Below are 15,120 nucleotides of genomic sequence, written 5' to 3' on the forward strand. Positions count from 1 at the left end.
TTGGTAGAGGTCGGCGCGGCAGTTGATCATGCGCTTTTCGTCAACGGCGACACGGGCGGAGGCGCCTTCGAGTTCGGCGAGGCCTTCGGCAACGTCGAGGGAGTTCAGTGCAGCCTTGGCGCGGGCCACGGCGGCCGAGTCGTCGGCGGTCACGGCGCGGGCTTCGATCGCGGCGGCACCGCCAGCGTTATCGAGGCGATCCATGTTGGCTTCGGTAGCGTGGCCGGCGTTGGCGCCTTTCACTGCTGCTACTTCACTGTCTTCTTTGTCGAATTCGTCCCAGCTCAGCATGACGTGTCGTCTCCTGCGTGAGGGCCTGTCGCCCGTGTGAAACCTGATTGGTTGGTTTTTCACACGGTCGTACAGACCGCGTTGGATCTTAAGGAATCGTTTTTTGCAGCTATACGCAGGCAATAAAACAGAATTTTTTCCGGGTTTCCGAGAGCCTCTGACGGGCGCAATCAGCGTTGAACACTGCTGCGGGGCTTCAGAATGGCTTTTGATCCCTGTAAGGGAATATTGCTAACCCGATTAGGGCGGCATTATAGGGAAAAAAATACGCTCGTGGGGGAGGGCGAAAGCGCGCAGGGCGGTCGATCAGGAAGGGGATTTCAGTCGGAGCGAGGGTTTACAGGGCTTTCGCTGGGATTGGCCCCTGAGAATTTTTTTTGATTAATTTTTTCGTCGGGCTTTGGTTGCTCAAGAAATGAGCAAAAAACCGCGTTTTTCACTATATCTTGTGTTTTGCAACCCTTTTGACCGACTCCAGACACAACTGAGCCCGACCGAAGCCGGGCTGGAATCGACCCTCAATGAAGCGCTGAGAGATCCAATTCGGTGCAGTCTGAAATCATCAATTAGTGCAGCCGTTGCCCATCACGCTGTAACGCAAGATGTGGCGCTGGCCGGTGGAGTCGTCGTATTCCATTTTCATTGGCACAACTTCGCAGACATTCGGAACTTCGCTCATCGATACAACGTTGGCGATGTCCAGGTGGGTCGAGTAAGTGTATTCCTCGATGGCCGGTTTTTGCTGGGCGACATCAGTCGGGACCTCGTTTGCCATGGCGGTTGCGCACAAACTGCTGAGGGCCAGAACCAATAAAGCTTTCATTTCAAATTTACCTTTTTGAGGTCGAGTGGGGTCACGCAACCTTTTTAGGGTTGCGTGTGGAACTTCATCGTTTGCAGTTATTACTTGAGAGCTGGATTAACGGCCTTCGTGGGGGCTGTAACGTTGTTAATCGCGTTTGCCTTGTCGGCGAGGTGAATTCTAGGGAGGTGGAGTGGGGGTAAACAGACCGGGTTTTGATAAACACTTTTCACATATTTGGTAACAATCCCCCCCAAAACACCTCAATCCCCCTGTAGGAGCTGCCGAAGGCTGCGATCTTTTGACTTTGATTTTTAGAGGCAAGGTCAAAAGATCGCAGCCTTCGGCAGCTCCTACACGGGCCATCGTGGGTGGGCGAGGGGTTGTTACTACCATCGTCGAATGGTTCTATGGGCCCGGCCCCGTTACAACAGGGTCATACAAAAACAACTATTACACCGAGGTAAGAAAGATGAGTGCGGCTTCTCTGTATCCCGTTCGTCCCGAGGTTTTGGCTAACACGCTGACTGACGAGGCGACCTACAAAGCCATGTACCAGCAGTCGGTCGTCAACCCTGACGGCTTCTGGCGTGAGCAAGCCAAGCGCCTCGACTGGATCAAACCTTTCACCACGGTGAAACAGACGTCGTTCGACGATCACCATGTCGACATCAAGTGGTTTGCCGACGGCACCCTGAACGTTTCCTACAACTGCCTCGACCGTCATCTGGCCGAGCGCGGCGATCAAGTGGCGATCATCTGGGAAGGCGACGATCCTTCCGAGAGCCGCAACATCACCTACCGCGAACTGCACGAGCAAGTGTGCAAACTCGCCAACGCCCTGCGCGGTCAGGACGTACACCGCGGCGACGTGGTGACCATTTATATGCCGATGATTCCCGAAGCCGTGGTCGCCATGCTGGCCTGCACCCGGATCGGCGCGATTCACTCGGTGGTGTTCGGTGGTTTCTCGCCGGAAGCCCTGGCCGGTCGCATCATCGACTGCAAATCGAAAGTGGTGATCACCGCTGACGAAGGCATCCGTGCTGGCAAGAAAATCTCCCTCAAGGCCAACGTCGACGACGCGCTGACTAACCCGGAAACCAGCAGCATCCAGAAGGTCATCGTCTGCAAGCGCACCGGTGGCGACATCAAGTGGAACCAGCATCGCGACATCTGGTACGAAGACCTGATGAAAGTGGCAGGCACTGTCTGCGCGCCGAAAGAGATGGGCGCCGAGGAAGCGCTGTTCATCCTTTATACCTCAGGCTCCACCGGCAAGCCGAAGGGCGTGCAACACACCACTGGCGGGTATCTGCTGTACGCGGCGATGACCCACGAGCGCGTGTTCGATTACCGTCCGGGCGAGGTTTACTGGTGCACCGCCGACGTCGGCTGGGTCACTGGCCACAGCTACATCGTTTACGGCCCGCTGGCCAATGGCGCGACCACGCTGCTGTTCGAAGGCGTGCCGAACTACCCGGACATCACCCGGGTGGCGAAGATCGTCGACAAGCACAAGGTCAACATCCTCTACACCGCACCGACCGCGATCCGCGCGATGATGGCCTCGGGTCAGGCTGCGGTTGAAGGCGCGGATGGCAGCAGCCTGCGTCTGCTCGGTTCGGTCGGCGAGCCGATCAACCCGGAAGCGTGGGACTGGTACTACAAGAATGTCGGCAAGTCGCGTTGCCCGATCGTTGATACCTGGTGGCAGACCGAGACTGGCGGCAACATGATGAGCCCGCTGCCGGGCGCTCACGCGCTGAAGCCGGGTTCGGCGGCGCGTCCGTTCTTCGGTGTGGTGCCGGCGCTGGTCGACAACCTCGGTAACATTATTGAGGGCGAGGCTGAAGGCAATCTGGTGATTCTCGATTCGTGGCCAGGTCAGGCGCGCACGCTGTATGGCGATCACGATCGTTTCGTCGATACCTACTTCAAGACGTTCCGTGGCATGTATTTCACCGGTGACGGCGCGCGCCGTGATGCCGATGGTTATTACTGGATCACCGGGCGTGTCGATGACGTGCTCAACGTGTCCGGTCACCGTATGGGCACGGCGGAGATCGAGAGCGCGATGGTTGCGCATCCGAAAGTCGCTGAAGCGGCGGTGGTGGGTGTGCCGCATGACATCAAGGGGCAGGGCATTTATGTCTATGTCACGTTGAAGAATGGCGAGGAACCGACCGAGCAATTGCGTCTGGAGCTGAAGAACTGGGTGCGCAAGGAGATCGGGCCGATTGCTTCGCCGGACGTGATCCAGTGGGCACCGGGGCTGCCGAAGACGCGTTCGGGCAAGATCATGCGCCGCATTCTGCGCAAGATTGCCACGGCGGAATATGACGGGTTGGGGGATATCTCGACGCTGGCGGATCCGGGCGTGGTGCAGCATTTGATTGATACGCATAAGACGATGAATGTGGCTTAAGCGGTAGATGCATGGGAGCCCTGTCCGGTGAATGCCGGGTGGGGCTTTTTTGTGCGGCAATATCAAGGGATCGCAGCCTTCGGCAGCTCCTACAGGTTCACTGTTAATCCTCGAAATACGCGGTAGACACAATCAATGTAGGAGCTGCCGAAGGCTGCGATCCTTTGATCGTTCCCACGCTCTGCGTGGGAATGCCTCCCTCGACGCTCTGCGTCGGCTCCGGGGACGCGGAGCGTCCCTTGCTGCATTCCCACGCAGAGCGTGGGAACGATCGGGGGTCAATAATTATCGATCTCCCCCGTAAGACATTTCCCGCTGTTACCCAACGCCTTCCACGTAACCGAATGTGTAACCGCCCGCCCCGGAGCGGGGCATTGGGAAACGCATCGCCCCGTTTTAGAGCCTCCAAACCCCCGGTGAAAAATAAGACACAACGCTGCGCTTGCCGGATTAGAAGGGTTTGCGAATAATAGGCCCGCAATTTGCAGCATAGATCGGTTCACTGTCTTTCGCTCTTGCATGAATTTGCAAGGCTGTCAACGTGCTCAAGCGGGTTTCTCTGTGCATCTGTAATTAGTTGTCGCATTGAAGAAATATCGGCTTCGGGCCTGTCGTTAGAATGCCGATCACTCGCTCATCGTGGCTGATGTTGAAATCTCTCCAGGTTTCAATGGGAAATTTCCCACCGATGCAGCAACCGATTTCCCGATTCACCCATTCGCATATTGGGCTGTCGCTCACTCTGCCGTTTTTGCCCTTTACCGATGGAGTCCCAAGATGAAGAAACTTGTGCTGCTTGGCGCCCTGGCACTGTCCGTGCTGTCGATGAACGCCTTCGCTGACGAAAAACCTCTGAAGATCGGTATCGAAGCGGCTTACCCTCCGTTCGCTTCGAAAGCACCGGACGGCAGCATCGTTGGTTTCGACTACGACATCGGCAATGCTCTGTGCGAGCAGATGCAGGTCAAGTGTGTGTGGGTCGAGCAAGAGTTCGACGGTCTGATCCCGGCACTGAAAGTGCGCAAGATCGACGCAATTCTGTCGTCCATGTCGATCACCGAAGATCGCAAGAAGTCGGTCGACTTCACCAACAAGTACTACAACACCCCGGCACGTCTGGTCATGAAGGCCGGTACTCAGGTCAGCGAAGGTCTGGCTGAGCTGAAGGGCAAGAACATCGGCGTACAACGTGGTTCGATCCACGAACGTTTCGCCCGCGAAGTGCTGGCTCCACTGGGTGCCGAGATCAAGCCGTACGGCTCGCAGAACGAAATCTACCTCGACGTGGCTGCCGGTCGCCTCGACGGTACCGTGGCTGACGCAACCCTGCTGGACGACGGTTTCCTGAAAACCGACGCCGGTAAAGGCTTCGCGTTCGTCGGTCCTGCGTTCACCGACGTCAAATACTTCGGCGACGGCGTAGGCATCGCAGTGCGTAAGGGCGACGCCCTGAAAGACAAGATCAACGCTGCCATCGCGGCCATCCGCGAAAACGGCAAATACAAAGCAATCCAGGACAAGTACTTCGCCTTCGATATCTACGGCAAGTAACACGTCTCTGCGACAAGTCCGAAATGGCGCAAGCAACAGGATCTCTGAGGTTTGCGCCATTTTTTCATCCCAACTTTCGAGGACCTGAATCATGTTGAAAGGCTACGGGGCTGTCATCCTCGATGGCGCATGGCTGACGCTTCAGCTCGCCTTGTCGTCCATGGCTCTGGCCATCGTTCTCGGGCTGATCGGTGTCGCGTTGCGCCTGTCGCCAGTGCGCTGGCTGGCCTGGCTGGGCGATCTGTATTCCACGGTTATTCGCGGGATTCCCGATCTGGTGCTGATCCTGCTGATCTTTTACGGCGGTCAGGACTTGCTCAACCGCGTTGCGCCGCTGCTCGGCTTCAACGATTACATCGACCTGAATCCGCTGGCCGCCGGTATCGGCACCCTCGGTTTCATCTTCGGTGCGTACTTGTCGGAAACCTTCCGTGGCGCGTTCATGGCGATCCCCAAGGGCCAGGCCGAAGCCGGCATGGCGTACGGCATGAGCAGTTTTCAGGTGTTCTTCCGGGTGATGGTGCCGCAGATGATTCGTCTGGCGATTCCGGGTTTCACCAACAACTGGCTGGTACTGACCAAGGCCACCGCGCTGATTTCCGTGGTCGGTCTGCAAGACATGATGTTCAAGGCCAAGCAGGCGGCAGATGCCACCCGCGAGCCTTTCACCTTCTTCCTCGCAGTGGCGGCGATGTACCTGGTGATCACCAGCGTCTCGTTGCTGGCATTGCGTCAACTTGAGAAGCGCTACTCGGTAGGCGTAAGGGCGGCTGATCTATGATCTTCGACTACAACGTCATTTGGGAGGCGATGCCGCTGTACCTCGGCGGGCTGTTGACCACCCTCAAATTGCTCGCGCTCTCGCTGTTTTTCGGTCTGCTGGCGGCACTGCCGCTGGGCCTGATGCGCGTCTCGAAAAATCCGGTGGTCAACGGTGCCGCGTGGCTTTACACCTACGTGATCCGTGGCACGCCGATGCTGGTGCAATTGTTTCTGATCTACTACGGTCTGGCGCAGTTCGAAGCGGTACGCGAAAGCTTCTTGTGGCCATGGCTGTCCAGCGCAACGTTCTGCGCGTGCCTGGCCTTCGCGGTCAACACCAGCGCCTACACCGCTGAAATCATCGCCGGCAGCCTCAAAGCCACGCCGAACGGTGAGATCGAAGCGGCGAAAGCCATGGGCATGTCGCGCTTCAAACTGTACAAACGCATCCTGCTGCCATCGGCCCTGCGCCGGGCGCTGCCGCAGTACAGCAACGAAGTGATCATGATGCTGCAGACCACCAGTCTGGCGTCCATCGTGACCTTGATCGACATTACCGGCGCGGCCCGTACCGTCAACGCGCAGTACTATCTGCCGTTCGAGGCGTACATCACCGCTGGCGTTTTCTACCTCTGCCTGACGTTCATTCTGGTCAAGCTGTTCAAGCTGGCTGAGCGGCGCTGGTTGAGCTACCTCGCGCCGCGGAAGCATTGATATGGAACGCATCGACCACGTTTTGCCGTGGAGCCATCTGGGCAGCGAGCGCAAGATTTCCGTATTCCGCTTCGGACACGGCGAGCGGAAGGCCTACATTCAGGCCAGCCTGCACGCTGATGAATTGCCGGGTATGCGCACCGCTTGGGAGCTGAAAAAGCGCCTCGGCGAACTTGAAGCCAAAGGCTTGCTCAACGGTGTCATCGAACTGGTGCCGGTCGCCAACCCGTTGGGTCTCGGGCAATTGCTGCAAGGCAATCATCAGGGCCGTTTCGAGGCGGGCAGCGGCAAGAATTTCAACCGTGATTTCGTTGAGCTGAGCGCGCCGGTTGCGGCCGCTTTGGCTGACAGTCTCGGTGATGATCCGCACGCCAATGTGCGTCTGATTCGTCAGGCGATGGCCGATCACCTCGCCGCATTACCGGAGGCGAGCAGCCAGTTGCAAGGCATGCAGCGTGTGTTGCTCAGCCATGCCTGCACCGCCGATGTGGTGCTCGATCTGCATTGCGATGCCGAAGCCGCGCTGCACATGTATGCGTTGCCGCAGCACTGGCCACAGTGGCGTTCGCTGGCCGCGCACCTGAATGTGCGCGTGGGTTTGCTCGCGGAAGATTCCGGTGGCAGCTCGTTCGATGAGGCTTGCTCGTTGCCGTGGTTGCGTCTGTCGCGTCAGTTCCCCGAGGCGCAGATTCCGCTGGCGTGCCTGGCCACGACAATCGAATTGGGCGGTCAGGCCGACACCGGTCGCGCGGAGGCCGAGGCGTATGCTGAAGGCATTCTGGCGTTCCTCGCCGAGCAAGGTTTGATCACCGGCGAGTGGCCGAATCCTGCGCACGAAGCGTGCGAAGGCATGCCGTTCGAAGGCACCGAATTGCTCCTCGCACCGCACCCCGGCGTCGTAAGTTTTCTGCGCAAGCCCGGCGAGTGGGTCGAGGCGGGCGACGAGATTTTTGAAGTGATTGATCCTGTGTCCGATCGGGTCAGCACGGTGTGTGCTGGTACCTCCGGGGTGCTGTTTGCCATTGAACGGCTGCGCTATGCCCAACCCGGTTTCTGGCTGGCCAAGGTGGCGGGGCGCGAAGCGCTGCGTCACGGGCGCTTGCTCAACGACTGACTGACTGTTTTTGTGAGAACCGACCGCATGTACAAACTTGAAGTCCAAGACCTGCATAAACGCTATGGCAGTCACGAAGTGCTCAAGGGTGTTTCCCTGAAAGCGGCAGCTGGCGATGTGATCAGCATCATCGGCTCCAGTGGCTCCGGCAAAAGTACTTTCCTGCGCTGCATCAACCTGAACGACCAGCCGAACGCGGGCAAGATACTGATCAACACCGAAGAGCTGAAACTGGTGGCGAACAAGGACGGCGCGCTGAAAGCCGCTGATCCGAAGCAGCTGCAACGCATGCGTTCGCGCCTGTCGATGGTGTTCCAGCATTTCAACCTGTGGTCGCACATGACCGCGATTGAAAACATCATGGAAGCGCCGGTTCACGTGCTCGGCGTACCCAAGTACGAAGCGCGCGAAAAAGCCGAGTACTACCTGAACAAGGTCGGCGTGGCGCATCGTAAAGATGCGTTCCCAGGGCACATGTCCGGTGGCGAGCAACAGCGCGTGGCGATCGCCCGTGCGCTGGCGATGGAACCTGAGGTGATGCTGTTCGATGAACCGACCTCGGCGCTCGACCCTGAATTGGTTGGCGACGTGTTGAAGGTGATGCAAGCGCTGGCTCAGGAAGGTCGCACCATGGTCGTGGTGACGCACGAAATGGGCTTCGCCCGTGAAGTGTCGAACCAGTTGGTGTTCCTGCACAAAGGCGTGGTTGAAGAAAGCGGCAACCCGCGTGAAGTGCTGGTGAATCCGCAATCAGAACGTTTGCAACAATTCCTCTCGGGCAGCCTCAAGTAATCGCTGCCGTTATGCACCAAATTAGGTCATGCTTCGCGACCTAGAGACCGACCCGGATCCCTGTGGGAGCGGGCTTGCTCGCGAAAGCGGTATATCAGTCGATATCTTTGCTGTCTGACCCACCGCTTTCGCGAGCAAGCCCGCTCCCACATTTGATCTGTGCAGTTTCAAGATTTGTGTTCATTTACGGGCTAGCATTGGCCCATGCCTTCATCACTGTTCTTCGCTTCGGATTGCCCGCCCATGACTGCCCATCGAATTGGTTTCCTGATTTGGCCCAGCACTAAAGCGTTGACGCTGGCGCTGGCGGAGGAAGCCTTGCGTGTTGCTCAGCGGGTGCACCCGGACGTGGTTTACGAGCTGTCGTTCCTGCAAGCCGAACCTCCGGCAGAAGGCGCCTGGCAACTGCCCGGTGAAGCGTGGGCGGGCAAGCTCGAAAATTTCCAGAAACTGTTCCTGCTCACTGACGAGCCGCCGACCACATTGGCCCCGGCACTCAGCAGTGCGCTCAAGCAATTGGTACGTGCCGGTACGGTCATCGGCGGTTTGTCTGCCGGTGTTTATCCGTTGGCACAACTCGGTTTGCTCGACGGTTATCGCGCTGCCGTGCACTGGCGCTGGCAGGATGATTTCGCTGAGCGCTTCCCGAAAGTCATCGCCACCAGTCATCTGTTCGACTGGGATCGTGATCGCCTGACTGCCTGCGGCGGCATGTCGGTTCTCGATTTGCTGCTGGCGGTACTGGCCCGCGATCACGGTGCGGAACTGGCCGGCGCCGTTTCCGAAGAACTGGTCGTCGAGCGCATCCGCGAGGGTGGCGAGCGTCAGCGCATCCCGTTGCAGAACCGTCTCGGCTCCAGCCATCCGAAGCTCACCCAAGCGGTGTTGCTGATGGAAGCCAACATCGAAGAACCGCTGACCACCGACGAAATCGCCCAGCATGTCTGCGTGTCCCGTCGTCAGTTGGAGCGCATCTTCAAGCAATACCTCAACCGTGTGCCGAGCCAGTACTACCTGGAATTGCGCCTGAACAAGGCCAGACAGATGTTGATGCAAACCAGCAAGTCGATCATCCAGATCGGCCTGTCATGTGGCTTCTCCTCGGGGCCGCATTTCTCCAGCGCCTATCGCAATTTCTTCGGCGCCACGCCGCGGGAAGATCGCAACCAGCGGCGCAGCAGCAGCCCGTTTGAATTGTCATCGGTGCCGCCAGAGCGCGGTTGATCGCCGCGCTTCAGTCGACGAAGGCTATTCGTCGATTTCCGAGCCCTCGGACGTTGAAACTTCCATCTCCGCCTCGTCGATCGTGCTTTCGATGCCAAAATCCATGCCGTGCTTGTTGAAATAGGCGCGCAGGATTATCTGGCTCTGCGCGTCGAATGGATTGCCACGCAGATTGATCGCCTCAGCGATTTCCCCGGGGAGTTCGAGAATATCGCTGGGCATTTCGCTGATGTGGTTGTCGCTTAAATCAGCCTTGAGCAAATCCTTGAGCTGGAACAGGCCATCGGGGAGTTCACTGATGCCGGTGTTGTTGAGGATCAAGTCCGTCAGCAAGGTCAGTTGTCGCAGATCCGGCGCCAGCCCAAGGGGGTTGTAGCTCAGATCGAGCAATCCCAGATTGACCATTTCCCCCAACGCCGCCACCCCTTGTGCACTCAGAGTGACGTTGCATTCCGTCAGGTACAGCGCGGTGAGATGACCCATTTTGAAAATTGCCTGGGGAATCTCGCCGAGTGAAAACTCGCGGATGTTCAGTGTCCTGAGCTTGGGGAAATTGTTGAGGAATGGATTGGCGCCTGTTGTTGCGCCGTCTTCGCTGATCAGCGTCAAGGTCGAGACGTGGCTGAAGTCGGCCGTCAGTGCCGGTAAATCGCCGATGATGGTGGTGAGCAAATTAAGCTCGTACAGCGTTTCGCCCTGTTCACCGAGTTCGTCGAATTCGCTTTCCCGGCGCCAGCATTCTTCGACCAGTGTCTTGAACTCGTCCCGCGCAGACTGCTCTTCGGCCAGTTCCTGGGCAGTGAATTGGCTGTCGGTGAACGGGTTGATGTCGGGGATGTTGCCCGTCCACGCATCGAGGTCACTTCGCAGCGTGGTGTATTCGTTTTCCAGTCGGGTCAGTTCGAGTCGGGCGTCCTCCGTAAGGCCGGGTAAGCGGTAAAAAAACTGGCTGGCTTCTTTGACATTGAACAGCGAGTAAATCTGTCTTGTTCGAGTGATGTCGACCGGCTCACTGAGCACTCCCAGGGTCTGTCCATGCTGATGAAAGTGCGCTCTGATCCGGTCACGTGTCGCGCGTGAAACAGGGTTGTGGGCAAATTCGAAACCGGAGGTGGTTTCCGGCGGGTAATGGAAAAACTCCGGCGGTATTTCGCTGATCTGATTGTTACTGAAAATGCCGGTGCGCAGCTGCGGATGATTCAGCAACCCGTTCGGCAGATGGCTGATGCCGGTGTCGGCCAGGTCGATATAAGTCAGCCCCGACATGGCGGCAATATCCGGCGCACGTCCCAAGGGGTTGCCGTAAAGATCCAGTGCGCCGAGCGTTGTCATTCTGCTCAGTCTCTGTGCCGCTACTTCGTCGAGGCGGATGCCGCACTCCGCGAGGATCAGTTGCTGCAGGTGCGGCATGGCCTCGATGGCTTGGGGCATTTGCCCGAGATTGAAACTGCGGATTTCCAGATGCTGCAGTCTGGGAAACAGGCGCAGGAATACGTCGGTGCCTTGAGCAGCATGGCTGCCTTCCAGTGAAAGATGGGTGACGTGGCTGAAGTCAGCGGTAAGAGGTGGAAACTCGCCGATGACGGGGTGGGCAAAACTCACAGATGTTCGCGCGTGAGGATCGGCTTCGTTGAACGTTGTGCGTTCGAGCCAGCAATTTTGCAGTGTTTCCTTGAACACGCGACGATCATTTCTGGCTTCGGCAAAGGCTTCAGCGTCGAACCGAATACCGGTCAAGGGATGATGCGTCGGTGTTCGCGCTGTCCAGGTGTGTAGATCGACACGCAGTTTTGCGAATTCGGCGGTCAGGCGCGACAGTTCAGCGAGCGCTCCGGCGGGATGGCTGGCCATTCTTTGCAGAAACGCCTGCAGTTGCTCGAACGTGAACGCCGGGTTCAACGCCATCGCCAGTTGCTCCAGAGGTGGAGCCATGGGCGTGAACTGTCGGTAGCTACCGTTTCCTCCGGGCAGGCGCATGATCTGCGGATCGTAGGCGGGCTTGAGATCACGATGCAGCAGAAGGACTTTTTTCAGCTCGTCGCGGGGCAGGGCGTGATCACGGACGACTTGCTTGAGCTTTGCACCTGCGCCGATGGGGATGCCCAGCGCGTCGCGCGCATGGTCGGGCAAGGCTTGCAATGCGGCGTTGTAGAAATCGAGAGCCGCTGACAACGGCTGGTCATGTTCGTCGAAAGCCTGGTACTGACCGTCTTCGACCAGCAACAGGGTTTTGCGGAGGGCGGCATCGGTCGGGCCAATACTGTCGCGTAGCGTGCCGCGAATGCCGTCATCGCGAACATCGATACGCAGATTGTCCTGCCAGCCAGTGAGACGTTGCATTGAGTGCAATGCCAGTCGCTGGGTGTCTAGCGTATTGACCGAGTCAAGGTACAAACCTTCAAAAGCGCGAGCCGCGCGAACGTCCTCCAAGGCCCAGCGAGCCAGTTGCACCAAGCGCTTGGGAACCGGCATTTGTTTGAGTTGCTGACGCTCTTTGGCCGTGGCCGTGCGCAATATTTCCCGGGCGACGCTGGCAGGCAGGCCGGGCGTTGTGTCGATGAGCTTGTACGAGTTCGCATCGGTTATGTTTTCGGTTGCTCGATAGCGTGCTTCGAACAGGCTGTGTCGGCGTTCGGCGGCGATGTTCGCCAGAGTTTTTCTCAGCGCCTGAGCTCGCAGCGTAAAGCCTCTGGGCGGAAGGCCGGGTTCTTCTCTGAGGAGTGTCTTGATTTCGCCTTCGTCGAGCTTCGCCAACAGATCGGCGAGCAGATCGTCTGACCCCGCGTGTGGATTAATCAGTTCAATCGCTGGCAGGTCCGGACGGCGGCTTTCCCATACGGTTTGACCTTGCGGATCAAGCAAGCGCAGGCTTTTGTGCTCCGGCCATGGACAATGTTCGGTGATTAATTGCAGTTGAGTGATCGGCTCGGCCCGGGAAAATTCTGCAGCGTGCGGGCTGCTCATTTGTTCGATGAAAGTACGAATTTGCTTGTCGAGGGCGAAGCGCTTGAGGGTGTCCTCCAGCAGCGGCGGAAGCGGCTCGCGCTCGGCGTGAAACTTTCGCAATACGTCTTCGTGATAGCCGCTGCTGGCAAGTGCCTGTTCCAGTTCGCTGGGTGACAGGTTGTCGACCGTGTGGCCGATGCGTCGCAGCAGTTTATCGGTGGGCCAGGTGAGCGGGCGATCAAGCTCGGTTTGCCAGGTGCCGCTGTGAAAGTGTTCAAGCGCCGGCGGGTAAGCATCGGCGCGCGTCGGGTGGTCGATGCGAAAACCTGTGGAATCCGGTTCGGGCCTCACCGCAAACACTTTGCCGTCCAGTGGTAACAGATGCTTGCCATCGATCTGATGCAAGCCGAGTGGGTCCGGCAGGGAGTCTTTTGTCAGTGAAATACTCTGCTCGTAAGGGGCGAGATCGGGCTTCCAGTAGAGGGTTTTTCCGTTCGGTGCGGTGACGGGTTTAAACCGGTCAATGAAGCGCACGACGTGCTGCGGCAGCAGGTTGCGAAACTCGCCGGCGACCAGCATGCCGCCAGCGGCGAACAGGCCCAGTTGCACGACCGATTCCACCGCGTCCATCAGGTGCAGAAAGGCTTCAGTGCGTTGCCCTTGTGCCCACTCGACAATGCCTTCGAAGGTCTCGTCGAGGAATTGATAAGCCATGTAGCCGAGCATCAGTTCACCCAGAAACGGCACGAACGGCGTGGCCACGAACGCCGCGACGGTCAGTAACGTTGTCGCGATGCTCATCAGCGAATCCCAGAATGCCCAGCGTGCCTGTTGATCAACCCGTGCTGTGGGCACCGCGAGGCTTTGTCCGTCGTTGAGGATCTTGTTTAGCGCATCCTCGAATTGATGCTGCCACAGCGAGCGTTGAATGATCTCGGCGCGAAATTGCAGGTCAGGTTTCTCAACCACCACTTCGCGCCACGCGGGTCGTGGATCACCCGGTTGATGCGGGAAATATTCGATCTGCGTGAGGCGTGCTTTCAGCGTAGAGAAGAAGCGACCGCGCTCGCTGTGAGCAATGAATTGACTGAAAAAATGCTGGTAGTCGTTTTGGCGCAACTGGCGCGTCAGTTCGGCGGCGAATGCGGCGCTGGAGGCATATTCCTTGATCGGGTGTTCGGGATCGTTCGGCACATACGCAACCAGGCGGGTGATGCGTTCGCTGGTGTTCAGGTTTGGCGCAAAGACAATGATGCCGTGCAATTCTGAAGACAGCAGCGACAGACGGTGGCTGCACAGGGTTTCGCCATCCAGCCGCATGCCGTGAAGACCATCGAGCAAACCACTGATGAGGCGATACAGATCTTCCTCAATGTCGTGGTTCATTCGCGCGTACAGCAAGGCTGATTTCAGCGCGGCGTTTTGGCTGGTTTCGACATGCAGGCGCAGCGTCGCGGCGACGTCGGGTTGATTAACGCCCAGTTGCTGCTGCAGGTGCTGCTGATATTGCGCGCCGAGATCGAGTGTCCGGCACAGTTTGATGAAGGCGCTGATCGAAATCGTCCGGGTGACATCGGCGAGGACTTCGAATTGTTCGCGGTCGTCGGGCTGAGTGATGAAGCAGGAGTCAGGCTCAAAGGCGTCCGTTGCGGTTTCATGGCTTTCGAAGTTGCGCAGCGCGGCGTCGAGCACCGACAGCGTCCAGATGCGTTTGGCACCGGTCGAGAATCCGAACCATGGGTTCGTGACTGGAATGTACAGACGCACAAACGAGGTTTTGACGTCGAGTGCCAGGCCGAATTGCGCCTCGATCGCTGCTGCCAGCAACGGCGCGGCGAAGGCTTCGACGTCCTTGAGGTTGGCCAACAGGCGATCCACTTGGTTTTGCGCTGTCCAGTGCTGGGCATTCAGCGCGCCTAACCGGGCGTGATGCTGCCGGGAAGAGGCTGCCAGCGCGGGCGCATGACGGGGCGTGCCAAGCCGCAAGGCATGGCGTCGAAACGCCGAAGCGTTCGCCAGCCAATCCGGCGTAGCGTGATGCAGGTGCAGAAAATGCGTGTCGTCGTGCTCGGCCACGAAAGCGTCGAGACGGACGGTAGGTTGAAGCGGTTGTGACAGGTTCATACGCTCATCCATTAGCGTGTGGAGAGCGCCCAGCAAATCAGAAAAAAAATCATCATGTGCGGTACATAGTTACCGCACATGGAATTCTTCGATCAAATACAGTGAAGCCACCGCAGATCCGCCCGGGCAGTTTAAACTGCGCCTTTGCGACGCTATATGTCGCATTGCCGTAAACCCGGGAAAATCCGGGGTTTGCGCTATAAGAAGTTGTCGCTTGGCGGCAAGGCCGGGCTGAAAACTGTCCTTACAATCCCCCCATCGCTCGCCAGTTTCAGGCGGGTGTTCCTCTTCAGGAGACTCCGATGTCCGTTGAGCACGCTGCGGTACAACGCGCCGATTTCGACCAGTTAATGGTTCACTACTACGCGCCTG

General features: G+C 58.1%; 9 protein-coding genes and 1 pseudogene. 7 read left to right on the forward strand and 3 right to left on the reverse strand.

Features of this window, described 5'->3' with window-relative positions:
• Together ACIP1X_RS24860 and ACIP1X_RS24865 are read right to left on the reverse strand one after the other, a co-directional pair.
• Positions 1–291 (reverse strand): annotated as a pseudogene (locus tag ACIP1X_RS24860) (ribonucleotide-diphosphate reductase subunit beta); the annotation flags it as partial.
• Between the two features lie 562 nt (positions 292–853).
• Entirely contained in the window at positions 854–1,114 is a 261-nt protein-coding gene (locus tag ACIP1X_RS24865) for a DUF2790 domain-containing protein (RefSeq protein ID WP_053122884.1), read from the reverse strand.
• 451 nt (positions 1,115–1,565) lie between these two features.
• On the opposite strand from ACIP1X_RS24865, the gene acs reads away from it, so the two are divergent.
• From acs to argR, 7 genes are all read left to right on the forward strand, one after another.
• Positions 1,566–3,521 carry an acetate--CoA ligase gene (gene acs / locus ACIP1X_RS24870; RefSeq protein WP_007912698.1) on the forward strand — a complete coding sequence of 652 codons (1,956 nt, stop codon included), beginning with the start codon at positions 1,566–1,568 and terminating at the stop codon, positions 3,519–3,521.
• A 777-nt stretch (positions 3,522–4,298) separates the two neighbouring features.
• Entirely contained in the window at positions 4,299–5,072 is a 774-nt protein-coding gene (locus tag ACIP1X_RS24875) for an ABC transporter substrate-binding protein (RefSeq protein WP_122608011.1), read from the forward strand.
• A gap of 91 nt (positions 5,073–5,163) precedes the next feature.
• Complete coding sequence (locus tag ACIP1X_RS24880; RefSeq protein WP_053122878.1) at positions 5,164–5,853, forward strand: ABC transporter permease; 690 nt, start codon at positions 5,164–5,166, stop codon at positions 5,851–5,853.
• Positions 5,850–6,548, forward strand: a complete 699-nt coding sequence (locus ACIP1X_RS24885; RefSeq protein ID WP_053122875.1) for an ABC transporter permease — start codon at positions 5,850–5,852, stop codon at positions 6,546–6,548. The genes ACIP1X_RS24880 and ACIP1X_RS24885 overlap by 4 nt, the downstream gene beginning before the upstream one ends.
• A 1-nt stretch (position 6,549) precedes the next feature.
• The gene (locus ACIP1X_RS24890; RefSeq protein WP_400755590.1) at positions 6,550–7,662 is read left to right on the forward strand and encodes a M14 family metallopeptidase; all 1,113 of its coding nucleotides are present in this window, start codon (positions 6,550–6,552) and stop codon (positions 7,660–7,662) included.
• A gap of 27 nt (positions 7,663–7,689) precedes the next feature.
• Positions 7,690–8,454 (forward strand): ABC transporter ATP-binding protein, encoded by a 765-nt coding sequence (locus ACIP1X_RS24895; protein ID WP_400755591.1) that lies wholly within the window; start codon positions 7,690–7,692, stop codon positions 8,452–8,454.
• Positions 8,455–8,697: 243 nt separating this feature from the next.
• Positions 8,698–9,678, forward strand: coding sequence for a transcriptional regulator ArgR (gene argR, locus ACIP1X_RS24900; protein WP_400755592.1), 981 nt, complete (start codon positions 8,698–8,700; stop codon positions 9,676–9,678).
• 24 nt (positions 9,679–9,702) lie between these two features.
• On the opposite strand, the gene ACIP1X_RS24905 is transcribed toward argR, so the two are convergent.
• Entirely contained in the window at positions 9,703–14,748 is a 5,046-nt protein-coding gene (locus ACIP1X_RS24905; protein WP_400755593.1) for a dermonecrotic toxin domain-containing protein, read from the reverse strand.
• Positions 14,749–15,120 lie beyond the last annotated feature (372 nt).

Origin of the sequence: Pseudomonas sp. NPDC088885 (assembly GCF_044750025.1) — a bacterium.
GTDB classification, from domain to species: domain Bacteria; phylum Pseudomonadota; class Gammaproteobacteria; order Pseudomonadales; family Pseudomonadaceae; genus Aquipseudomonas; species Aquipseudomonas rustica.

Coding starts and splice junctions, on each gene's coding strand:
- ACIP1X_RS24865 (WP_053122884.1), bottom strand. CDS start 1,114: ATGAAAGCTTTATTGGTTCTGGCCCTCAGCAGTTTGTGCGCAACCGCC.
- acs (WP_007912698.1), top strand. CDS start 1,566: ATGAGTGCGGCTTCTCTGTATCCCGTTCGTCCCGAGGTTTTGGCTAAC.
- ACIP1X_RS24875 (WP_122608011.1), top strand. CDS start 4,299: ATGAAGAAACTTGTGCTGCTTGGCGCCCTGGCACTGTCCGTGCTGTCG.
- ACIP1X_RS24880 (WP_053122878.1), top strand. CDS start 5,164: ATGTTGAAAGGCTACGGGGCTGTCATCCTCGATGGCGCATGGCTGACG.
- ACIP1X_RS24885 (WP_053122875.1), top strand. CDS start 5,850: ATGATCTTCGACTACAACGTCATTTGGGAGGCGATGCCGCTGTACCTC.
- ACIP1X_RS24890 (WP_400755590.1), top strand. CDS start 6,550: ATGGAACGCATCGACCACGTTTTGCCGTGGAGCCATCTGGGCAGCGAG.
- ACIP1X_RS24895 (WP_400755591.1), top strand. CDS start 7,690: ATGTACAAACTTGAAGTCCAAGACCTGCATAAACGCTATGGCAGTCAC.
- argR (WP_400755592.1), top strand. CDS start 8,698: ATGACTGCCCATCGAATTGGTTTCCTGATTTGGCCCAGCACTAAAGCG.
- ACIP1X_RS24905 (WP_400755593.1), bottom strand. CDS start 14,748: ATGAACCTGTCACAACCGCTTCAACCTACCGTCCGTCTCGACGCTTTC.